Below are 21062 nucleotides of genomic sequence, written 5' to 3'. Positions count from 1 at the left end.
ACCGTCGTGATCGTGGGCGCGAGTCACGGCGATTACCAGGAGGATCTCTTTACATGTCCATCCAGCAGACCGACGTTCTGTACACCGCCGTCGCCACCGCCGAGAATGGCCGTGACGGCCGCGTCGCGACCAACGACGGCCAGCTCGACGTCGTCGTGAACCCGCCGAAGGAGATGGGCGGCAGCGGCGCCGGCACCAACCCGGAGCAGCTGTTCGCCGCCGGCTACAGCGCCTGCTTCCAGGGCGCCCTCGGCGTCGTCGCCCGCAACGAGAACGCGGACGTCTCCGGTTCCACCGTCACCGCCGAGGTCGGCATCGGCAAGAACGACGAGGGCTTCGGCATCATCGTCAAGATCTCCGCCGTGATCCCGAACGTGGACGCCGCCACCGCCAAGGACCTGATCGAGAAGGCCCACCAGGTCTGCCCGTACTCCAAGGCGACCCGCGGCAACATCACGGTCGAGCTCGCCGTCTGATCCGGCTCGCGCTCCGCGAAGGCCGCACCCCGACCCCGGGGTGCGGCCTTCGCCGTGTGCGGCCGGTCCTAGACTGGGCCCATGCGTGATCTTGCGGGGGGATTCGGCTACCTGCTGGCCGGACAGAGATGGGTGCTGCGACACGGCCGCTGGCTGGGCTTCGGCCTGCTGCCGGGGCTGGTCTCGCTGGTGCTGTACGCCGGCGCACTGGTCGGGCTCGGCTACGGCGCCGACGACCTGACCGCCTGGGCCACCCCCTTCGCCGACGGCTGGTCCTCGCCGTGGCTCGGCCTGTTCCGCGGCTTCCTCACCGGCCTGGTCTTCTGCCTCGGGCTCTTCGTCGCGGTCATCACCTTCACCGCCGTGACCCTGCTGATCGGCCAGCCGTTCTACGAGTCCCTCTCGGAGCAGGTCGACCGCAGCGAGGGCGGCGACGCCCCGCAGTCCGGGCTCCCGCTCTGGCGGGAGCTGTGGATCTCGGCCCGGGACAGCCTGAAGGTGCTGGGCCGGGTGCTGCTGTACGGGATCCTGCTCTTCGCCCTCGGGTTCATCCCGGTGATCGGGCAGACCGTGATCCCGGCGATCGGGTTCTGCGTGTCCGGGTTCTTCCTCGCCGAGGAGCTCACCGCCGTCGCGCTGCAGCGGCGCCGGGTGGAGTTCACCGACCGGCTCGCCCTGCTGCGGACGCGGCGGATGCTGGTGCTCGGCTTCGGCGTCCCGCTGGTGCTGGCGTTCCTGGTGCCTCTGGTGGCGGTGTTCCTGATGCCCGGTGCGGTGGCCGGGGCGACGCTGATGGTCCGGGACCTGACCCGGGAGGACGAGGCCCGGGACGAGGCCCCGGAGGCCGGGGCCGCCGACCCGAAGGCCGACACCGACACGGCCGCCCCCGGGGGCGCACAGGCTCCGGGCCAGGCTGCGGCCGGAGGTTTCGGACCGCCGCCGTCCGCGTACGCGTAGACCGCGCTAAGCCCGGGTCCCGCTCCGGTCCTCGGTGCGGGGTTCCACCCACAGGGCCTCGCCGACCGCGCACAGATCGCCCCCGGCGGTGGCCAGGGCCGTGCCCACGCGGTACTTGCGGCCCTCGCCGCCGAGCATCCAGGCGTACGAGACGAGGCCCGCGCCGACCGGCACCGGCCGCAGCAGCCGCGCGGTCAGCGAGGCCGTGACCGCACCGGCCCGCCGGTCGTCGAGCAGCCGGCCGGCCGCGTTGCCCGGGCAGTCCAGCGCGCCCCACACCAGCTCGGGCGGCAGCAGCCCGTCCGCGCCGCCGAGTTCGGGACCGGGGGTCCAGGCGGCGGCCACCAGGGCGCTGCCGGGCACCCGGCCGCAGTGCAGACGCAGACCCGTGGCGGGCGTGCGGTGCAGACCGCAGCCGAAGCAGTCGACCATCCCGTCCGGGGGAGCCGCCCGGTAGGCGTCGGCCGCGGCCTGCGCCTGCTCCCAGGCCGGCGGCTCGGGGGCCTCGGCGGCCGGTTCGGCGGGGGTCGCCGCCGCCAGCAGGAGCTCGCCGTCCACCAGCTGCACGCCGCCGTCGGCGGTCGGGGCGAGCCGGACCGGGGCGTCCGTGGGCACCGGCCGGCGGAAGTCCACCCGTACGGTCCTCGCGGCGGACCGCGCGGCCAGCACCCCGGCCACGTAGCCGCCGAAGGCCACCCCGGGATATCCGCACAGGTGGGCCGGAACCGTGATCGTCTCGAAGTCGGTCATGCCCGCCACCTCATCACACCCGCCGTCACGCCCGCCGCCGCACCCGCCGCCCGGCGCGGGCATCGGTCTCGTCACAGCTGCCGGGGCCGCGGGCACCGCAACTATCGCCGTTCCCCGTTCGTCCTCCATCCTGGACGAACGCGCACCGCGCGCAGGGGCTTCGGAGGTGGCCGGATGGCAGAACAGCCGTGGGGGCAGCCGTACCCGGTCCGCCCCCAGCAGCAGTCGTACGGGCAGCCGTGGCAGCCCGCGCACACCCCGCAGTCCGCGATGCGCGCCTCGCACACCGACCGCGACCGGACGGTGGACGTGCTCAAGGCCGCCTTCGCGGAGGGCCGGCTCTCCCGCGAGGAGTACGGGCAGCGCTTCGACGCGGCGTACAAGGCGCAGACGTACGGGCAGCTCGCGCAGCTGGTCGCGGACCTGCCGGCCGGGCCGATGGTGGCCCCGTTCGGAGCCGCAGTGCCGGTGCTGCCGCCCGCCTTCGGTCCGGCGCCGCTGCCCATGCCCGTGCCGCCCCGCCCGGTCAACGGGATGGCGATCACCTCGCTCGCGCTGGGCGTCCTCAGCCTGCCGACGCTCGGCGCCGCGGGCCTGGGCGCCGTGATCACCGGCCACATCGCCAAGGCGCAGATCCGTGCGCGCGGCGACGAGGGCGCCGGGCCCGCGACGATCGGGCTGGTGCTCGGCTGGCTGTCGTTGGGCGGCTGGGTGCTGCTCTTCCTGCTCGCCGGATTCGGGGTCCTCGACTGACCTGCGCCTTCTTGCGCCGGGCCGCGGGCCGGGCCCGGGCGGTCCCGGCCGCCTTCCCGGGACCCCCGCCCGCCACGGGCGGCCCGATAGTATGCGTGGCGGCAAGAGCCGAGGCTGTCCCACACCGTCCTTGAGTCCGCCGCCCGCGTCCGAGCAACCGGACCTGTGGGCCCGGAGCCGGACAGTGGCTTGCCGAGAACGACGACCGGCCGTCGCGCCGAGCACCGACCAGCAGTAGGGACACCGTCAGTGACAGTCAGTACCGAGGGGTCGGCGGCCGTGCGCCCGGGCTCCCCGAGCGGACCGGCCGCGTACGCCCCCGGCAGCTCCGGATCCTCGGACCCGGCCCCGCGGCGCGCCCTGCGCTCCCGCGGGGGGCTCCTGCTGCTGGAGGCAGCCGTGGCGTTCGCCGCGGCACTGGTCCTCCCGCTCCTGGCACGCGGCCTCAAGCTCAACCCGCTCAACCGGATCGCGCAGGTCAGCGGCCTGGCCGCGATCCAGCTGCGGTTCGCGCTGATCGGGCTGCTGTGCGTCGCCGCCGTGGTGCTCGCGATGCGGCTGCGCGGCGGACGCCACTTCGACCTGGCCACCCGGCTGGCGGCCGCGGCCATCGCGGGCCTGGCCAGCGGTTTCGTCGCGGCGGGCGCGGTCGTCGCGCTGCTGGGCACGCCGTGGCCGATGTTCGGCCTCAACGGTGACAGCGGCCGGATCGTCGAATGGGCCCACGCCGTCGCGAACGGGCAGCCCTCGGGCTCGCCGGTCTACCCCCCGATGCCGCTCTACACCCTCGGCTACTACGCCGAGTGGTTCCACGGCGGCAACACCGCGTACGCCTTCAAGGACCTGCAGATCCTCGGAGCCGCCGCCTTCGGGCCGCTGGTCTACCTCGCCTGGCGGATGCTGCTGAGCCCGGTCCGGGCGCTCGCCTTCGGTGTCGTGCCCGCGTTCGCGCTGATCGACTCGTACAAGCCGTACAGCCAGACCGTGCTCGTGCTGCTGGTCCCGGTGCTGGTGGCGATGGTGGTGGCACTGCGCCGCAGCGGCACGGAGGGCTGGCGGCCGCTGCTGCTCAAGGGCGCCGGGTTCGGCGTGCTGCTGGGCGTGCTGTTCCTCACGTACTCGGGCTGGTTCCTGTGGAGTGCGGCCGGCGTGCTGTTCGCCGCCCTGCTGTACTTCCCCTGGAAGAGCGGCCGGCTCAAGGGCGCGGCCTTCATGGGCACGGCCCTGGCGGCGTTCCTCGTGGTGGCCGGGCGCTACCTGATGGTCATGCTCAAGGAGGGGCAGACCACCAAGGACTACAACTTCCGCTTCGACAACTTCACCGACCCGGCCTACTACCTGATGTGGCGCACCGACATGCCCGGCAAGGTGGGCGACTGGCCGCCGCCGGGGGAGTTCGGCGGGGTCGGGCTGTTCGCCCTCGTGACCTTCCTGTGCCTGGGCGCCGCGATCTGGCTCGGTCTGCGCAAGCCGCTGGTCGTCACCATCGCCGCGATGTTCATCAGCGCGTGGGTGATGCGCATGTACATCGCCTCGCACATGTACGAGACGCAGACGGTCCAGCTGTACACGCGCACCAACAACCAGCTGCTCTACTGCGGTCTGATCCTGTGCGCGCTGGTGGCGCACCTGGTCTCGCTGAAGCTGGCCGAGCGGCGCACGGCGCCCGGGGCGACCGCACCGGCGTCCGGAGCAGCCGCGCCCGCCGCCGGCCCCACCGGCTTCCCCGGCCGCGAGGGCGCGGTGATCGGAACCCTCTGCGCCCTCCTGCTGCTGCTCGGCACGGTCTCCTCCTCGATGTCCGACCGCTACATGCCGGCCCAGGACGGCACCTACCGGATCCTGCCCTGGGTGTCTCACACCATCCGGCAGCAGGACGGGAAGTGCCCGAAGTTCGCGCCCAAGGGCGAGTGCTCCAAGGACGGCGACCAGAGCTGGCTGAGCTACGTCCGATGATCAGAAGGAAGCGATGATCTCCGCACTGACGCGCCTGGCCGACTGGTCGGCCCGGACCCCCAAGCGGCTCTGGGCCATCGCCTTCGCGCTGTTCTTCACGCTCGCGGCCTCCTGGTCCGCAGCCACCCCGCTCGGCGGCTCCCCCGACGAGCACGCCCACTTCATCCGCGCGGCCGCCGTCGCCCGGGGCCAGATCGGCGGCCCCGAGGTGATGGTTCCGCACATGGTGGCCGGCATCGAGGGCGAGTTCGCCGAGACCGGGGTGCAGCTCCCCGAGTGGTACAAGCAGCTCCCCAAGCAGCACGAGTGCTACGCCTGGCACGAGGAGAAGCCCGCCTCCTGCGCCCCGAAGTTCGGGCACTCCGAGAAGACCGTCCAGGTCACCACCGCGGCCGGCCGCTACCACCCGGCCTACTACCTGGCGACCGGCTGGCCGAGCCTGCTGGTCAAGGGCCCGCACGGGCTGTACCTGATGCGGCTGATGTCGGCCGCGCTGTGCTCGGCCCTGCTGGCCGGCGCCGTGGTCACGGCGGCCGAGTGGCGGCGCCGGCGCGCGGTGGCGCTGCTCGGCGTGTTCACCGCGGCCACGCCGATGACCCTGTACATGGCCGGCATGGTCAACCCCAGCGGCGGTGAGATCGCCGCCGGGATCCTCGTGTGGACCGCCCTGCTGTCGATCCTGATGTCGCCCGATGCACGGCTGCTGAACCGGCGGCTGGCCCGAGTGGGCATCGGCGGACTGGTGCTGATCAACATCCGCCCGCTCGGGCTGATCTGGTTCGCCGGCGCGGTCTTCTTCGGCCTGCTGCTCGCGCACCGCGGAGTCCTGCCCTCGGTGCTGCGCCGCAAGGCCCTGTGGGTCTGGACGGCGCTGCTCGGCGCGGCCACGGCCGGTGCGCTGCTGTGGGCCGGTGCGCACCCCGACAACTCGGTGATCAACACGCCCAGGACGCTCACCGCGAAGGAAGCCGCCCGGCAGACCTTCGGCAACGCCGAGACGTACGTCCACCAGATGCTCGGCTACTTCGGCTGGCTGGACACCCCCGCACCCGCCTTCACCTGGCTGGTCTGGCTCGGCGTGATCGCGGTGCTCACCGCGCTGGGACTGGCGTACGGCCGGCTGCGCGAGGCGGTGGCGCTGATCGGCATGCTGGTGGCGATCGTCGTGGTGCCCGTGGTCGCCCAGGCCTCGCAGGCGGAGAAGCTCGGCATGGTCTGGCAGGGCCGCTACCTGCTGCCGTTCGCCGTGGGCCTGCCGCTGATGGCGGTGCTGATCTGCGCGAGCCGGGCGCCCGAGCAGGGGTTCCCGTGGCGCAGGCTGGTCGGCTTCGGCGCGGCCGGGCTCGCGCTGGCGAACGCGGCGGCGTTCTTCTGGACGCTGCGGCGCTTCGCGGTCGGCACCAGCGGCTCCTGGGTGCCGTTCTCGGCGCACTGGGCCCCGCCCGGCGGCTGGCTGCTGTGGACCGGCGTGTACACGGCAGGGGCGTTCGCCCTGGTGCTGCCGGCGCTGGTACGGGACCGCGAGCCCGCTGCTCCGCAGGATCCTGCGGAGCGGGACGACAGCAGGCGCCCGGGACGGCATTCGAAGGTGCCGGCGATCGGCTGACCCCGGTCGACCCGGGGTGGCGGGGCCGGCTGCCGGGCCGTCAGGCGCCGACCTCGGCCGTCACCACGCAGGGCGTACGGTCGTCCGCCTCGGCCAGCAGCGTGCCGCCCGGGGCCCAGAGCGCGGCCCGGCCGCAGCCGGTCCACGGGCCCGCCGGCCCCACGTGGTTGCCGAGGACGACGTACAGGCCGTGCTCCTCGGCGATCCCCGGGTACACGGTGGCCCGCTCCCGGATCCCGTCGCCCGTCCCGTACAGGGAGCTCGCCAGGTGCACCCGGCAGCCGTCCGCCGCCGCGCGGCCGGTGAGCTGCGCGAAGTGGTTGTCGTAGCAGACGCCGAGGGAGAAGCGGATCCCGCCGAGCTCGAAGCGGCCCTGGATCCCGCCGGCCGCGAAACCGCCCTGCTCGTGCCCGTACAGGTGCTGCTTGGCGTACGTCGTCAGGTGCCGGCCGTCCGCGCCGTAGACCAGGGTCGCGATGGCGGGCAGCGGGCCGCCGGTGCGCAGCGCGACATTGACCGCGACGGCGATGCCGGCGGAGCGCAGCGGATCCAGGCGGGGGTCGTCGGCGTCCGCCATCCACAGGCCGGGGTCGGCGGCCAGCGCCTCCAGCTCGTAGCCGGTGAGCGTGAACTCGGGGAACACGACGAGCTCGGCGCCCTGCTCCCGGGCCTCGGCGGCGAGGGCGACGCTCTGCTCCGTGTTGGCGGGTATGTCGGCCGGGATGCAGGTGAGCTGGGCTGCGGCGATCTTCACCGGTCCAGGATGCCAGCCCGGCCGCCCGCTCCTGCGGCCGCCCGGGGGTCGACGCCGGAGCGGGGCCGGGGTGATGCTGTAACGGCCCGCTTGCTCACCGGAGTTGACGGAGGACCGGCTGATGCCCGACTGGATCCGGCCGGTCCTCGCCGGCGTCTTCCTGGTCGTGTCCTACCGCGTGGTCCGCACGAGCGGGGCCGGACTGCGGGTGGCGGTGCTCCTCCTGGCCGCTGTGAACGCGGGCGTGCTGTGGCTGCTCGCGGCCACCGGCCCGCCCTGGGGCGTGGTCGCCGTCGCCCTCGTGTCCCTGGTGGCCGCCGTCCACAGCCTGTTCGCGGCGATGCGGACCCTGGTGGCCCGTATCCAGCGGGTCGACGCCGAAGCCTTCCGCGGCCTGGTCCGGCAGGCGGCGAACGCCCCCGGCCCCCAGGTGATGGGCGTGTGCGTGATGTTCAGCGGCTCCCTCGCCCTCACCGCCTTCGCCGACGACGCCCACCCCGAGGGCCGCCAGTTCCACGTCCTGCCGGGACCGGACTGCCCGTTCTGCCTGGTGGAGGATCAGATCCGGGACTTCCTCGGCCCCGCGGACCCGCTGCTCGACGCCTACCGCAGCCACCTGGAGGCGGGCAGCAGCCGCCACCTCCTGGTCAAGCGGCGCTCGGAGCGGGAGCCCTGGACGGGACGCCTGCGCGACCGGGTCCACTACCGGGTCCCCGGCCCGGCCCGGCGCCCGCCCTGCGCCGTCCACGACCCGCTCCTGGGCCGCCCGTAGGCGGAGGTCAGCCCGCTTCCGGTCCCCGCAGCAGGGTCAGGAACGAGCGGAACGCGGCGGGCATGTCCACCGATTCCGGCGCGAGCAGCCACTGGTACTGGAGGCCGTCCATGACCGCGGTCAGCAGCGGGGCGGCCTGCTCCGGGGTCAGGCCCGAGGGCAGCCGGTCGCCGAACTCGGCGCGCAGCACCTGCGTCATCTCGGCGCGTACCTGGGCGTAGCGCTCGGTGAAGAACTCCCGCGCCGGATGCCCGTCGGTGACGCTCTCGCCCAGCAGCGCCGAAAAGGTCTGCACGATCCCGGGGCGCATGGCGTTGTACTCCACCAGCGAGGCCAGCAGGTCCAGGCGCCAGGCGCCGGCCGAGGCGCGCGAGCCGCCGCCGGTGTCCCAGCGGTCGCGCTCCTCCAGCACCGCGACCAGCAGCGCCTCCTTGGTGGGGAAGTAGTGCAGCAGCCCCTGCTGGGTCAGGCCGACGCGCTCGGCCACCGCGCCCAGCGACGCACCGCGGTAGCCGCGCTCCGCGATCACCTCGACCGCCGCGCGCACGATGTCGCCGCGCCGCTCCTCGCTCCTCGCCCTGGCCATCGCCCCGGCACCTCTCCCGTTCACGCCGTGCCCCGCCTCGCCGGCAGCGCCCTCCGTACGTTATCGGAATATCACGAACACATTACGAACCCTACCGCTCTACCGGTAACGGGTCCACGATGGGGGACACCCCCGCGGCACCCGCACTGCAATCCGCCGCATGCACCCGCAGGCATGCACCCGCACGCACCCAACGAGGAGGCACGGCCGTGACCGATGCCGATCAGGTCCGCAACGACGCCGTAGAGGCGGCGCTCGGCAAACTCGACCTCGACACCAAGGCCCGGCTGCTGGCCGGCCAGGACATGTGGTCCCTGCCCGCCGTCCCCGGGATCGGGCTCGAGTCCCTCGTCATGTCCGACGGACCCATCGGCGTCCGCGGCGTGCGCTGGACCGCCGACGACCCCTCGATCGCCCTGCCCTCCCCGACCGCGCTCGCCGCCGCCTGGGACCCCGCGCTCGCCCGCCGCGCCGGGCGCCTCCTCGCCCAGGAGGCCCGCCGCAAGGGCGTCCACGTCCTGCTCGCACCCACCGTCAACCTGCACCGCTCCCCGCTCGGCGGCCGGCACTTCGAGTGCTACTCCGAGGACCCGTACCTCACCGGCGCCATCGGCACCGGCTACGTGAACGGCGTCCAGGACGGCGGCGTCGGCACCACCGTCAAGCACTTCGTCGGCAACGACGCCGAGACCGAGCGGTTCACCGTCGACAGCGTCATCGCCCCGCGCCCGCTGCGCGAGCTGTACCTGGCCCCGTTCGAGGCGATCGTCGCGGGCGCCCACCCCTGGGGCATCATGACGGCGTACAACCAGGTCAACGGCACGACGATGAGCGAGCACCGCCACCTCGTCAACGAAGTCCTGCGCGGCGAATGGGGCTTCGACGGCTACAACGTCTCCGACTGGATGGCCGCCCGCTCCACCACCGGCGACATCCTCGGCGGCCTCGACGTCGCCATGCCCGGACCGCAGACCGTCTACGGGCCCGCCCTCGCCGAGGCCGTCCGGGCCGGCGAGGTCCCCGAGTCCGCCGTGGACGAGGCCGTGCGCAACGTACTGCGCCTCGCCGCCCGCGTCGGGATCCTGGAGGGCGCCCCCGCCGCCGTCACCGAGACCCCGGCCCCGATCGACGGCCAGGCGCTGGCCCGGGAGATCGCCGCCCGCGGCTTCGTCCTCGTCCGCAACGCGACCCTGTCCGGCGGGCGGCCCGCCCTGCCGCTGGACGCCGCCCCCGGCCGCACCCTCGCCCTGATCGGGGCCGCCGCCCGCGACGCCCGCGTCCTCGGCGGCGGCTCGGCCACCGTGTTCCCCGAGCGGATCGTCGCGCCGCTGGACGGCCTGACCGCCGCCCTTCCGGAAGGGGCCCTGACCTTCACCGTCGGAGCCGACCCCAGCGAGGAAGCCGTCCCCGCCGACAAGGGCTTCGAGCTCCGCGCGATCTGCCGCGACGCCTCCGGCGCCGTCCTCGGCGAGGGCAGCCTGCCGACCGGCCAGGTCCAGTGGATCGGCGACGACCTGCCCGACGGCGTCTCGTACGAGACCATGGCGAGCATCGAGGTCACGGGTACGTTCGTGCCGCGCGAGAGCGGCGAGCACACCTTCGGCACCCGCGGACTCGGCGCCTTCGCCCTCGCCGTCGGCGGCGAGATCCGCTGGGAGGGCGTCCAGGCCATGGGCAACGAGGCCGACCCGTTCGAGGCCTTCTTCGGCGCCCCCAGCGAGCGCGCCCGCGTCGATCTCACCGAGGGCGAGGCCGTCGAGGTCTCGCTGACCTTCCAGGTCCCCGACGTGACCACCCTGCCGCTCAAGGCGATCATGTTCTCGCTGCTCCACCTCGGCCCGCGACGCGACGCCGACGAGCTGATCGCCGAGGCCGTGGCCGCCGCCCGGGCCGCGGACACCGCCGTCGTGGTCGTCGCCACCACCGAGCGCGTGGAGTCCGAGGGCTTCGACCGCCGGGACCTCGACCTGCCGGGCCGTCAGGACGACCTCGTGCGCGCCGTCGCCGCCGCCAACCCCAACACCGTGGTCGTCGTCAACGCCGGATCCCCGGTGGAGCTGCCGTGGCGGGACGAGGTGGCCGCCGTACTGCTGACCTGGTTCCCCGGGCAGGAGGGCGGGGCCGCGCTGGCCGACGTACTGCTCGGGCACGCGGAGCCCGGCGGCCGGCTGCCCACCACCTGGCCCGCACGGTTCTCCGACGCACCCGTCACCGAGGTCACCCCGACCGACGGCCGGCTGGAGTACCGCGAGGGGCTCTTCATCGGCTACCGGGCGTACGAGGCCCGGGGCATCGCCCCCGCCTTCCCGTTCGGGCACGGCCTCGGCTACACCGACTGGGCGTACGAGTCCCTCGAGGTCACCGGCACCACGGCCCGGGTCCGCGTCACCAACACCGGCACCCGGCCCGGCCGCGAGGTCGTCCAGCTCTACCTCGCCCCCGTCGCCGCGGAGTCCGGCAGCGCCCGGAGCGCGGCCGTGGAGCGCCCGGCGAGCTGGCTGGCGGCCTTCGCGGGCGTCGAGGCGGGCCCGGGGGAGAGCGTCGAGGCCGAGATCGCCCTGCCCGCCCGGGCCTTCGAGATCTGGGACGAGGAGGCCCGCGGCTGGCAGCGGATCGGCGGCGCGTACGAGGTCCGCGCGAGCCGCGCCCACGGCGACACGCGGCTGACGGCGACCCTGGAGGTCTAGAACCTTCGGGCCGGCCGGAAAACACCCATGAACCGGACCGGGGGCGGGCCCTGACACCCGCCCCCGGTCCCCGGCCGTCCCTGCCGGTCCGTCAGCGCGGCGGCTCGGCCGCCGTCACCTGGCGGTGCGCCAGCTCCGCGAGCCGGGCCTGCCCGTCCTTGCCCGGGTGGAACCAGTCCCAGCGGCTCAACTGGTCGGCGGCGAAGGGGTACTGGAACACCGCACCGCCGTCGTAGCGGCACAGCGCGTCCTTCTTGCAGACCTCGCGGAGCACCTCGTTGTACTCGACCACCCGCGCCCGCACCTGCTCGCGCCGGGCCGTCGCCCCGGACGCCGCCGAGAGCGGATCGGCCAGCATGGACTGACAGATCCCCAGCTTCCAGATCTGCCGCACCATCGGGCTGTCCTTGCCCTGCTCCCACAGGCGCTGCAGGTCCGGCACGCTGGAGACGTACACCTGGGAGGAGGGGGACGCCGCCCGCAGACCGGCGAGGGCCTTCTCGAAGGCGGTACGGAACTCCGCCACCGGCGTCATCGACGAAGCCGACGGGCGGCAGGCGTCGTTCGAGCCCACCATCACCGTGACCAGGTCCGGCTTGTGCTCCGCGGCCGCGGTCAGCTGACCTGCCAGATCCGCCATCCGCGAGCCCGTCACCGCGTAGTTCCAGCTGCGCGCCGGCACCCCGGCCTCCCCGAGCAGCCGGGTGGCGAGGGAGTGGACGGCGGGGTCGTTGCCGGTGGACCAGGAGACCTCCGGGCAGTCCGCCAGCACCGAACAGGCGTCGAAACCCCGCGTGATGGAGTCGCCGACGGCGGCGATCGACGCCGGTGCGGTGTTCCAGCGCGGCCCGGCCTGCGCCCCCTGCTCACCCTCCGTGCCCGACCCGCCCGACTGACACCCGGTCAGCGCCCCGATCAGGAGGACCGTCGCCGCGCCCGCGCCCGCGAGGGTCCGGCGCGCGCGGCGGCGCAGGGCGGTGGTGCACATCGGGTGGTCCCCTCCTCGTCGCCCCACGTCCTGCGGGGGCGTCCTGCTGAGTGAATGCTCTGGGTTTGGCAGCCTCGGACCGACCGTACGTCACACCATGACCCCTGGCGCACGGTAGCTTTTTCCCGTGGCGTTTCGGCCGCAGGTCCCGCAGCGCATTGTCAAATAATTTCCGTTACATTACATCACGTCACATACTGTCCGTTTTCTGGAGTTTATTCCCGACCTCGTCCCACACTGGAGGTCCCGGTGACGACACGTGGAGTTCTGTACGTGCATTCCGCACCGCGCGCGCTCTGCCCGCACGTGGAATGGGCTGTTGCGGGCGTGCTCGGGGTGCGGGTGAACCTCGACTGGATCAGGCAGCCCGCCTCCCCCGGCACCTGGAGAGCCGAGTTCTCCTGGCAGGCCGAAGCGGGCACCGCGTCGAAGCTCGCCTCCGCGCTGCGCGGCTGGCGCCTGCTGCGCTTCGAGGTGACCGCGGAACCCTGCCCGACCGCCGAGGGCGAGCGCTACAGCTCCACCCCGGAGCTCGGCATCTTCCACGCCGTCACCGGTATGCACGGCGACATCCTGATCCCCGAGGACCGGCTGCGCGCCGCCCTCGCCCGGTCCGCGAGCGGTGAGACCGATCTGGAGGCGGAGATCACCAAACTGCTCGGCAAGCCCTGGGACGACGAGCTGGAGCCCTTCCGCTACGCGGGCGAGGGCGCCCCGGTCCGCTGGCTCCACCAGGTGGTCTGAGAGTGCGGTGGATACGAAAGGGCCCGCCCGGCGAGTGCCGGGCGGGCCCTTTCGTACGTACTGCCCCGCGGACTAGACGGTCCGGAAGGCCAGGGTCACGTTGTGGCCGCCGAAGCCGAACGAGTTGTTGATCGCGGAGATCGGGCCGTCGGCCGGCAGCTTGCGCGGCTCGCCGACGACGATGTCCGCGTCGATGTCCTCGTCGAGCTCGTCGACGTTGATGGTCGCCGGGGCGATCCGGTGGTACAGCGCCAGCACGGTCGCGACGGTCTCGATACCGCCGGCGCCGCCCAGCAGGTGGCCGGTCATCGACTTGGTCGCGGAGATCGCGATGTGGTCGAGGTCGTCGCCCAGGACCTTGCGCAGGGCCTTCAGCTCGGCCGTGTCACCCTGCGGGGTCGACGTGGCGTGCGCGTTCAGGTGGACCAGCTCGGCCGGGTCCAGACCGGTGTTGTCCAGCAGGTTCTGCACCGCGGCCGCGACACCGCGGCCGGTCGGCTCCGGCTGCGCGATGTGGTGGCTGTCCGCGGACAGGCCCTGGCCCAGCACCTCGCAGTAGACCCGGGCGCCGCGCGCGGCGGCGTGCTCGGCGGACTCCAGGACGACGACGCCCGCGCCCTCGCCGAGGACGAAGCCGTCACGGGCCTTGTCGTACGGGCGGGAGGCCTGCTGGGGGTTCTCGTTGTTCTTGGACATCGCCATCATGTTGGCGAACGCGGCGATCGGCAGCGGGTGGATCGCCGCCTCGGTGCCGCCCGCGACGACCACGTCGGCGCGGCCGGTACGGATCATCTCGACGGCGTAGCCGATGGCCTCGGCGCCCGAGGCGCACGCGCTGACCGGAGTGTGCACGCCCGCCTGGGCGTTGACCTCCAGGCCGACGTTGGCCGACGGGCCGTTCGGCATGAGCATGGGGACGGTGTGCGGGGAGACCCGGCGCACGCCCTTTTCCTTCAGTACGTCGTACTGGTCGAGCAGGGTGGTGACGCCGCCGATACCGGAGGCGATCACGGTGCCCAGGCGTTCGGGCATGATGGCCGCGTCCTCGCCCGCCGGGGCGGTGTAGCCGGCGTCGGCCCAGGCCTCGCGGGCGGCGATGACGGCGAACTGGGCCGAGCGGTCCAGCTTGCGGGCCAGCGGGCGCGGCAGGACCTCACTGGGGTCCACGGCGACCGGGGCGGCGATACGGACCGGGAGTTCGGCGAAGCGCTCGCCCTCGAGGGGCTTGACGCCGGAACGACCGGCGAGCAGACCTTCCCAGGTCGAAGCGCTGTCGCCACCCAGCGGAGTGGTTGCGCCGATACCGGTGACGACCACGGTGCGATTGGTCGGGCTCACAGGAATTCTTTCTCCACGTCTCAGGGGGTGCTGAATTGTCACGGCGCCACCGCAGGGTGGCGACAAACGCTCGTCAGGCTCAGGCCTGGTGCTTCAGGATGTAGTCCGCGGCGTCGCCGACCGTCTTGAGGTTCTTGACGTCCTCGTCCGGGATCTTGACGTCGAAGCGCTCTTCGGCGGCGACGACGACCTCGACCATGGAGAGCGAGTCGACGTCCAGGTCGTCCGTGAAGGACTTCTCGGACTCGACGTCCTCGACGGGGATGCCGGCGATCTCGTTGACGATCTCCGCGAGACCCTCGATGATCTCTTCCTGCGTGGCGGCCATGTGGCGCTCCTTCTATAGCTAACTGGGGTGAAGCAGGGTCGGGATGTGGATCCCGGACCCTAGGGGAGGGTAACGACCGTCGCGGCGTAGACGAGTCCCGCCCCGAAGCCGATGACGAGCGCGGTGTCGCCGCTCTTCGCCGCTCCGGTCGCCAGGAGCCGCTCCATAGCGAGCGGGATCGAGGCGGCCGACGTGTTGCCGGTGGTCTCCACGTCACGGGCGACCGTGACGTGCTCCGGCAGCTTCAGAGTCTTCACCATCGAGTCGATGATCCGCATGTTTGCCTGGTGCGGGATGAAGACGTCCAGGTCCTCCGCGGTGATCCCGGCCGCGTCGAGCGCCTGCTGGGCCACCTTGGCCATCTCGAAGACGGCCCAGCGGAAGACCGCCTGACCCTCCTGCGTGATGGCCGGAAACTTCTCGCCGCCGTCCTTGCCGAGGTACTCGTCCCACGGCACGGTCTGCTTGATCGTCTCGGACTTGTCGCCCTCCGAACCCCACACCGTGGGGCCTATGGCCGGCTCGTCCGAGGGGCCGACGACCACGGCGCCGGCACCGTCGCCGAACAGGAAGGCCGTCGCGCGGTCCTCCAGGTCGGTCAGGTCCGACAGCCGCTCCACGCCGATGACGAGGACGTACTGGGCGGAACCTTCCACCACGAGGCCCTTGGCGAGCGTCAGTCCGTATCCGAATCCGGCGCAGCCGGCGGAGATGTCGAACGCGGCGGGCTTGACCGCTCCGACCCGGTGCGCGATCTCGGTCGCGACGGCCGGGGTCTGCTTGAAGTGCGAGACCGTCGAGACGATCACGGCGCCGATCTGCTCCGGCGAGATGCCCGCATCGGCCAGCGCCTTGCCCGAGGCCTCCACGGACATCGCGGCGACCGTCTCCTGGGGCGAGGCCCAGTGCCGGGTCGCGATGCCGGACCGGGAGCGGATCCACTCGTCCGACGAGTCGATCGTCTCGAGGATGACCTCGTTGGAGACCACGCGGGTCGGGCGGTAGCCGCCGACGCCGAGGATGCGGGCGTACGGGGAGCCCTTGGCAGGCTTGATCTTCGACATGCTGTGTGGGCTCCTTCTCTCAGACCGCGTGCTCGGCGATGAGTGCCGCGGCCTTTTCGAGATCGTCCGGCGTCTTCAGGGCCACGTTCGGCACGCCCTTGAGCGCACGCTTGGCCAGACCCGTCAGAGTGCCACCCGGGCTGAGCTCGATGATCCCGGTGACGCCCAGTTCGCTGAACCTCTCCATGCACAGGTCCCAGCGGACCGGGTTCGCGACCTGGCCGACCAGGCGGGCGACGACGTCGGCGCCCGCGGTGACGACGTGGCCGTCCTTGTTCGAGACGTACGTCAGCTCGGGGTCGGCCGGGGTGAGGGCCTGCGCGGCCTTCTCCAGCGTGGCGACCGCAGGAGCCATGTGGTGCGTGTGGAAGGCGCCCGCGACCTTGAGGGCGACGACCTTCATGGAGCCTTCGGGCTTCTCGGCCACCAGGGCCTCGATCTGCTCCACCGTGCCCGCGGCCGCGATCTGGCCGGCACCGTTGATGTTGGCCGGGGTCAGCCCCAGCTTCTCCAGGTGCGCGACGACCACGTCCTGGTCGCCGCCGAGCACCGCGGCCATGCCCGTCTCGGTGACGGCGGCGGCCTCGGCCATGGCCAGGCCGCGGGTGCGTACGAACGACAGCGCGTCCACGTCGGACAGCACACCGGCGTAAGCGGCGGCGGTGATCTCGCCGACGCTGTGGCCCGCGACGGCACCGAAGGCCGCACGGGAGCCGAGGGCGGAAGCGGACAGCAGACCGGCGGCCACCAGCAGGGGCTGGGCCACCGCCGTGTCGCGGATCTCGTCCGCGTCGGCCTTCGTGCCGTAGTGGGCAAGGTCGAGCCCGATGGCGTCGGACCACTCGGCGACGCGGTCAGCGGCGCCGGGAAGGTCGAGCCAGGGAGTCAGGAAGCCGGGCGTCTGTGCGCCTTGGCCGGGAGCGACGAGTACGAGCACCCTCACACTCTCTCTTGTGGATGGTCCCGCCCGCCCGTGGGGACAGGGACGAAGAACCGTCGGGGTAATTGTTGATGTCCGACAAAAGTCTAGGACTGCTGATCGCCGTCGGCCAGACGCCCGAGGATCAAGGCGATCCGCAGCGTGAACGCGGAGCGGACATCGGACGGTGACCAGCCGGTGACGTCGGTCACACGTCGGAGCCGGTAGCGCACCGTGTTCGGGTGCACGAACAACATCCGCGCCGCCCCTTCCAGGCTGCTCGCCTGCTCCAGATACACGCTCAGCGTCTCCAGCAGCGCCGACCCCGCCTCTTCCAGCGGTCTGTAGATCTCCTCCACCAGCTGCTCCCGGGCGGAGGGATCCGAGGCGATCGCTCGCTCGGGCAGGAGATCGTCCGCGAGGACCGGCCGCGGGGCGTCCTGCCAGGCCGTGCACGCCTTCAGCCCCGCCGCCGCGGCCTGCGCGGACTTGGTGGCGTTCAGCAGGTCCGGAACCACCGGACCGGCCACCACGGGACCCGCCGCGAACGGCCCGATCAGCGACTTCGCCACCTGGATCGGGTTGTCGCTGCCGCCCGCGATCACGACCAGGCGGTCCCCGAGCACACCGGTGAGGACCTGCAGCTTGTGGTGCCGGGCCGCGCGACGGATCGCCTCGACCGTCAGCTCGCTGTCGCCCTCCGGCGCGGTGCCGAGCACCACGCACACGTGCTCCGGCGAGTTCCAGCCCAGCGCCGCGGCCCGCGACAGCGCGCCCTCGTCGGCTTCGCCCGACAGCACCGCGTTCACGACGAGGGACTCCAGGCGGGCGTCCCACGCCCCCCGCGCCTCGGCGGCCTGTGCGTACACCTGGGCCGTCGCGAAGGCGATCTCCCGGGCGTACACGAGCAGCGCCTCGCGCAGGATCGACTCGTCGCCCGGAGCCGCGACCTCCTCGATCGCGGTCTCCATGACCTCGATCGTCGTACGGACCATCTCCACGGTCTGGCGCAGCGTGATCGCCCGGGTCAGCTCGCGCGGAGCCGTCCCGAAGACGTCCGTCGAGATCGCCTGCGGGGTCTCCGGGTGCCGGAACCACTCCGTGAACGCGGCGATGCCGGCCTGGGCGACCAAGCCGATCCAGGACCGGTTCTCCGGGGGCATCGCCCGGTACCACGGCAGGGTCTCGTCCATGCGGGCGATCGCGTTGGCGGCGAGCCGGCCGGAGGACTTCTCCAGTCGGCGCAGCGTCGCGGCGTGCGGATGGGCAGGAGCGGGATGCGCGGGGGAATGCTCACGTTCGGCTTGGGGCACGGGACAAGACTGCCTTATCGGGACGGCGGCGCGGAGTCCGGTCCCACGGCGGTCTTCCGCCGGGGGGCTACGGTGACCCCCATGATTGACGTACGCCGCGGGGCCGACCGGTACGGGGGCGGGGATCCGGACGCCGGGATCACCACCTTGCACGCCTTCTCCTTCGGCGGGTTCTACGACCCGGACAACCTGCGCTTCGGCCCGGTCCTGGCCTGCAACGAGGAGACCCTCGCCCCGGGCGCCGGCTTCGACGAGCACCCGCACAGCCACACCGAGATCGTCACGTGGGTCGTCCAGGGCGAACTCACGCACAAGGGCAGCACCGGCGAGAGCACCCTGGTCCGGCCCGGCGACGTGCAGCACCTCGGCGCCGGATCCGGCGCCCGGCACATCGAGCGCAACGACGGCGCGGTGCCGGTGCGCTTCGTGCAGATGTGGCTCGCGCCCCTCGCCGCCGGCGGGGAGCCCTCGTACACGCTCGTCGACGGGATCCGCGACGACACCCCGTACGAGGTCCCCGCGGCCGGCGCCGTCCTGCACGTCCGCAGGCCCGGCGCGGGCGAGCGGGTCGCCGTACCGGCGGCGGAGCGGGTCTACCTGCACGTGGTCCGCGGGGACCTGCGCCTGGACGGGGAGGAGCTCGGGCCCGGCGACGCGGCGCGGATCACCGGCGAACAGGGCCTGGAGATCGTCGCCGGGTCCCCGGGGGAGCTGCTGATCTGGGAGCTGCCCTAGCCGGCCTGCGGTCGGCGGTCAGCGGCCGGCGAGCTCGGCGAGGACCGCGTCGGTGAACGGGGGCCAGGCCTCCACGGCCCACGGGCCGAAGGCGCGGTCGGCCAGCGCCACGCACGCGGCGCGGGCGTCCGGGTCCACCCACAGGAAGGTGCCGGCCTGCCCGAAGTGGCCGAACGTGCGCGGCGAGGACGAGGCGCCCGTCCAGTGCGGGGCCTTGCCGTCGCGGATCTCCAGGCCGAGCCCCCAGTCGTTGGGGGACTGGATCCCGTACCCCGGGAGCACGCCCTTGAGGCCCGGGTGGACGACGGACGTGGCCTCCGCGACCGTACGGACGTCGAGCAGCCGGGGCGCCTGGAGCTCGGCGGCGAACCGGACCAGGTCGCGGACGGTCGAGACGCCGTCCTTGGCGGGCGAGCCCTCCAGCACGGTCGACGTCATGCCGAGCGGCTCGAAAACCGCCTGGTGCACGTACTGCGCGAAGGGGATGCCGGTGGCCTTGGTGATGTGGTCGCCCAGCACCTCGAATCCGGCGTTCGAGTACAGCCGGCGCGTGCCGGGCGCGGCCATCGCGCGGTGCTCGTCGAAGGCCAGCCCGCTGGTGTGCGCGAGCAGGTGACGGACCGTCGAACCCTCGGGCCCGGCCGGCTCGTCCAGCTCGATCGCCCCCTCCTCGTACGCGACGAGGGCGGCGTACGCGGCGAGCGGCTTGGTCACCGAGGCCAGCGCGAAGCGGTGGTCGAGGGGACCGTGGGAGCCGGCCAGGCTCCCGTCGGCGCGTACGACGGCCGCCGCGGCGGTCGGAACCGGCCAGTTCTCGATGATCCGCAGACTCTGCAGGGTTTCCACGCTCTCCATGCGGCCGAGCCTACTTGCTTGGAGTGCACTCCAAGGTTTTAGCGTGGTCGCCATGAGCCTGACGCAGACGCGGTACACGATCAGCGAGGTCGAGGCCCGGACCGGTCTGACCCAGCACACCCTGCGCTGGTACGAGCGGATCGGCCTGATGCCGCACGTGGACCGCTCGCACTCGGGACAGCGCCGGTTCACCGACAAGGACCTGCACTGGCTGGCCTTCGTGGGCAAGCTGCGCGCCACCGGGATGTCGGTGGCCGACATGGTCCGCTACGCGGAACTCGTGCGCGAGGGCGAGCACACCGTCGACCAGCGCCGCGAACTGCTGGAGCAGACGCGGCGCGAGGTGCGCACGCGCATCACGGAGCTGACCGACGCGCTCGCCGTACTGGACTTCAAGATCGGCATGTATGCCACGGTCACGACCGCGGGGAAGGCGAACCAACAATGACGGACAACACCACCATCGAGCAGGTCGAACTCGGCAAGGGCGGCCCGCGGGTCGGCGTCCAGGGCCTCGGCTGCATGGGCATGAGCGAGTTCTACGGGGACACCGACGAGGCGGCGGCCCGCGAGACCCTGGACGCGGCCCTGGCCGCCGGGGTCACCCTCTTCGACACCGCGGACGTCTACGGGCGCGGCCGCAACGAGGAGTTCCTCGCGCCGTTCGTGGCCGCGCACCGGGACGGGATCACCCTCGCCACCAAGTTCGCCATCGAGCGCACCGACGACCCGCAGTACCGGGGCATCCGCAACGACCGCGCGTACATCCGCGGGGCCGTGGAGGACAGCCTGCGCAGGCTGGGGACCGAGGTGATCGACCTCTACTACATGCACCGGCGCGACCCGGCCGTGCCGTTCGCCGAGTCGGTGGGCGCGATGGCCGAGCTGGTGCAGGAGGGGAAGGTGCGCCACCTGGGGCTCAGCGAGGTCACCGGCGCCGAACTGCGCGAGGCGTACGCGGTGCACCCGATCGCGGCGCTCCAGTCGGAGTGGTCGCTGTTCAGCCGGGACGTGGAGCGCAGCGCGGTGGGCGCGGCGGCGGAGCTGGGCGTGGCCTTCGTGCCGTACTCCCCGCTCGGGCGCGGCTTCCTGACCGGAGCGTTCGCGGACGCGGCGACCGACCTGTCGGCGGCGGACTTCCGCCGCTTCCAGCCCCGGTTCACCGGCGACAACGCCAAGGCCAACGCGGCGCTGCTGGAGCCGGTGCGGCAGATCGCGCAGGCGCACGGGGCGACCCCGGCGCAGATCGCGCTGGCCTGGGTGCACCAGCAGGCACAGGTGCACGGGCTGACGGTGGTCCCGATCCCCGGCACCCGCAAGCCGAGCCGCCTCGCGGAGAACACCGCCGCGACCCGGATCACCCTGACGCCGGCGGAGCTGGCCCTGCTGGAGCCGATCGCCGCCCAGGTCGCGGGCGACCGCTACCCGGACATGAGCTCGACGTCGGCGGCCCGCGAGGACTAGGGGGCGTCTTGCAGTGC

The 21062-nt window shown here is 72.9% G+C and carries 21 protein-coding genes; 11 read left to right on the top strand and 10 right to left on the bottom strand.

Translation table 11 applies throughout. The annotated features are described in order from the left end of the window. Nucleotides 1–53: 53 nt before the first annotated feature. Both ACFYXK_RS03095 and ACFYXK_RS03090 read left to right on the top strand, forming a co-directional pair. Nucleotides 54–476, top strand: a complete 423-nt coding sequence (locus tag ACFYXK_RS03095; RefSeq protein ID WP_389409558.1) for an organic hydroperoxide resistance protein — start codon at nucleotides 54–56, stop codon at nucleotides 474–476. Between the two features lie 81 nt (nucleotides 477–557). Further along, nucleotides 558–1433 (top strand): EI24 domain-containing protein, encoded by an 876-nt coding sequence (locus ACFYXK_RS03090; protein WP_389409557.1) that lies wholly within the window; start codon nucleotides 558–560, stop codon nucleotides 1431–1433. A 6-nt stretch (nucleotides 1434–1439) separates the two neighbouring features. Here ACFYXK_RS03090 and ACFYXK_RS03085 read toward each other — a convergent pair whose 3' ends face one another. After that, nucleotides 1440–2183 carry a hypothetical protein gene (locus tag ACFYXK_RS03085; RefSeq protein WP_389409556.1) on the bottom strand — a complete coding sequence of 248 codons (744 nt, stop codon included), beginning with the start codon at nucleotides 2181–2183 and terminating at the stop codon, nucleotides 1440–1442. A gap of 174 nt (nucleotides 2184–2357) precedes the next feature. On the opposite strand from ACFYXK_RS03085, the gene ACFYXK_RS03080 reads away from it, so the two are divergent. The 3 genes from ACFYXK_RS03080 to ACFYXK_RS03070 all read left to right on the top strand — a co-directional run bounded on the left by ACFYXK_RS03080 (nucleotide 2358) and on the right by ACFYXK_RS03070 (nucleotide 6498). After that, a complete protein-coding gene (locus ACFYXK_RS03080) occupies nucleotides 2358–2936 on the top strand; it encodes a DUF1707 and DUF4190 domain-containing protein (RefSeq protein ID WP_389409555.1) in 579 nt (192 codons plus the stop codon). 249 nt (nucleotides 2937–3185) lie between these two features. Next, the gene (locus ACFYXK_RS03075; RefSeq protein ID WP_389409554.1) at nucleotides 3186–4892 is read left to right on the top strand and encodes a hypothetical protein; all 1707 of its coding nucleotides are present in this window, start codon (nucleotides 3186–3188) and stop codon (nucleotides 4890–4892) included. Between the two features lie 13 nt (nucleotides 4893–4905). Continuing rightward, nucleotides 4906–6498 carry a DUF2142 domain-containing protein gene (locus tag ACFYXK_RS03070; protein ID WP_389409553.1) on the top strand — a complete coding sequence of 531 codons (1593 nt, stop codon included), beginning with the start codon at nucleotides 4906–4908 and terminating at the stop codon, nucleotides 6496–6498. A gap of 40 nt (nucleotides 6499–6538) precedes the next feature. Here ACFYXK_RS03070 and ACFYXK_RS03065 read toward each other — a convergent pair whose 3' ends face one another. Beyond that, nucleotides 6539–7252, bottom strand: a complete 714-nt coding sequence (locus ACFYXK_RS03065; RefSeq protein ID WP_389409552.1) for a carbon-nitrogen hydrolase family protein — start codon at nucleotides 7250–7252, stop codon at nucleotides 6539–6541. Nucleotides 7253–7373: 121 nt separating this feature from the next. Between ACFYXK_RS03065 and ACFYXK_RS03060 the strand changes: the two genes are divergently transcribed. After that, nucleotides 7374–8024 (top strand): hypothetical protein, encoded by a 651-nt coding sequence (locus tag ACFYXK_RS03060; protein WP_389409551.1) that lies wholly within the window; start codon nucleotides 7374–7376, stop codon nucleotides 8022–8024. A gap of 7 nt (nucleotides 8025–8031) precedes the next feature. On the opposite strand, the gene ACFYXK_RS03055 is transcribed toward ACFYXK_RS03060, so the two are convergent. Beyond that, entirely contained in the window at nucleotides 8032–8610 is a 579-nt protein-coding gene (locus ACFYXK_RS03055; RefSeq protein ID WP_328621579.1) for a TetR/AcrR family transcriptional regulator, read from the bottom strand. Nucleotides 8611–8729: 119 nt separating this feature from the next. Between ACFYXK_RS03055 and ACFYXK_RS03050 the strand changes: the two genes are divergently transcribed. Further along, a complete protein-coding gene (locus ACFYXK_RS03050) occupies nucleotides 8730–11297 on the top strand; it encodes a beta-glucosidase (protein ID WP_389409550.1) in 2568 nt (855 codons plus the stop codon). Between the two features lie 91 nt (nucleotides 11298–11388). Here ACFYXK_RS03050 and ACFYXK_RS03045 read toward each other — a convergent pair whose 3' ends face one another. Then, entirely contained in the window at nucleotides 11389–12285 is an 897-nt protein-coding gene (locus ACFYXK_RS03045; protein WP_389409549.1) for an SGNH/GDSL hydrolase family protein, read from the bottom strand. A gap of 249 nt (nucleotides 12286–12534) precedes the next feature. Between ACFYXK_RS03045 and ACFYXK_RS03040 the strand changes: the two genes are divergently transcribed. Further along, nucleotides 12535–13029 (top strand): DUF3145 domain-containing protein, encoded by a 495-nt coding sequence (locus ACFYXK_RS03040; RefSeq protein ID WP_389409548.1) that lies wholly within the window; start codon nucleotides 12535–12537, stop codon nucleotides 13027–13029. 72 nt (nucleotides 13030–13101) lie between these two features. Here ACFYXK_RS03040 and fabF read toward each other — a convergent pair whose 3' ends face one another. The 5 genes from fabF to ACFYXK_RS03015 all read right to left on the bottom strand — a co-directional run bounded on the left by fabF (nucleotide 13102) and on the right by ACFYXK_RS03015 (nucleotide 17991). Beyond that, nucleotides 13102–14367 carry a beta-ketoacyl-ACP synthase II gene (gene fabF / locus ACFYXK_RS03035; protein ID WP_389409547.1) on the bottom strand — a complete coding sequence of 422 codons (1266 nt, stop codon included), beginning with the start codon at nucleotides 14365–14367 and terminating at the stop codon, nucleotides 13102–13104. A 79-nt stretch (nucleotides 14368–14446) separates the two neighbouring features. Further along, nucleotides 14447–14695: an acyl carrier protein gene (locus ACFYXK_RS03030; protein ID WP_030291417.1), complete on the bottom strand. Its 249-nt coding sequence runs from the start codon at nucleotides 14693–14695 to the stop codon at nucleotides 14447–14449. Nucleotides 14696–14754: 59 nt separating this feature from the next. Beyond that, on the bottom strand, nucleotides 14755–15759 hold the full coding sequence (locus ACFYXK_RS03025) for a ketoacyl-ACP synthase III (RefSeq protein ID WP_383515878.1): 1005 nt from the start codon (nucleotides 15757–15759) through the stop codon (nucleotides 14755–14757). A 19-nt stretch (nucleotides 15760–15778) separates the two neighbouring features. Next, nucleotides 15779–16696 (bottom strand): ACP S-malonyltransferase, encoded by a 918-nt coding sequence (locus tag ACFYXK_RS03020; RefSeq protein WP_389409546.1) that lies wholly within the window; start codon nucleotides 16694–16696, stop codon nucleotides 15779–15781. Between the two features lie 89 nt (nucleotides 16697–16785). Then, complete coding sequence (locus ACFYXK_RS03015; protein WP_389409545.1) at nucleotides 16786–17991, bottom strand: PucR family transcriptional regulator; 1206 nt, start codon at nucleotides 17989–17991, stop codon at nucleotides 16786–16788. Nucleotides 17992–18072: 81 nt separating this feature from the next. Between ACFYXK_RS03015 and ACFYXK_RS03010 the strand changes: the two genes are divergently transcribed. Next, nucleotides 18073–18726, top strand: a complete 654-nt coding sequence (locus ACFYXK_RS03010) for a pirin family protein (protein ID WP_389409544.1) — start codon at nucleotides 18073–18075, stop codon at nucleotides 18724–18726. A gap of 18 nt (nucleotides 18727–18744) precedes the next feature. Here the strand turns inward: ACFYXK_RS03010 and ACFYXK_RS03005 are convergent, their stop codons facing one another. After that, entirely contained in the window at nucleotides 18745–19563 is an 819-nt protein-coding gene (locus tag ACFYXK_RS03005) for a serine hydrolase domain-containing protein (RefSeq protein WP_389409840.1), read from the bottom strand. 70 nt (nucleotides 19564–19633) lie between these two features. On the opposite strand from ACFYXK_RS03005, the gene ACFYXK_RS03000 reads away from it, so the two are divergent. Together ACFYXK_RS03000 and ACFYXK_RS02995 are read left to right on the top strand one after the other, a co-directional pair. Continuing rightward, nucleotides 19634–20029 (top strand): MerR family transcriptional regulator, encoded by a 396-nt coding sequence (locus ACFYXK_RS03000; RefSeq protein ID WP_389409543.1) that lies wholly within the window; start codon nucleotides 19634–19636, stop codon nucleotides 20027–20029. Beyond that, nucleotides 20026–21045 (top strand): aldo/keto reductase, encoded by a 1020-nt coding sequence (locus ACFYXK_RS02995; protein WP_389409542.1) that lies wholly within the window; start codon nucleotides 20026–20028, stop codon nucleotides 21043–21045. Before ACFYXK_RS03000 ends, ACFYXK_RS02995 begins: the two co-directional genes overlap by 4 nt. Nucleotides 21046–21062 lie beyond the last annotated feature (17 nt).

The organism is Streptomyces sp. NPDC002209 (assembly GCF_042890265.1).
GTDB lineage: Bacteria > Actinomycetota > Actinomycetes > Streptomycetales > Streptomycetaceae > Streptomyces.
This window is presented reverse-complemented; position numbering and strand designations above follow the sequence as displayed.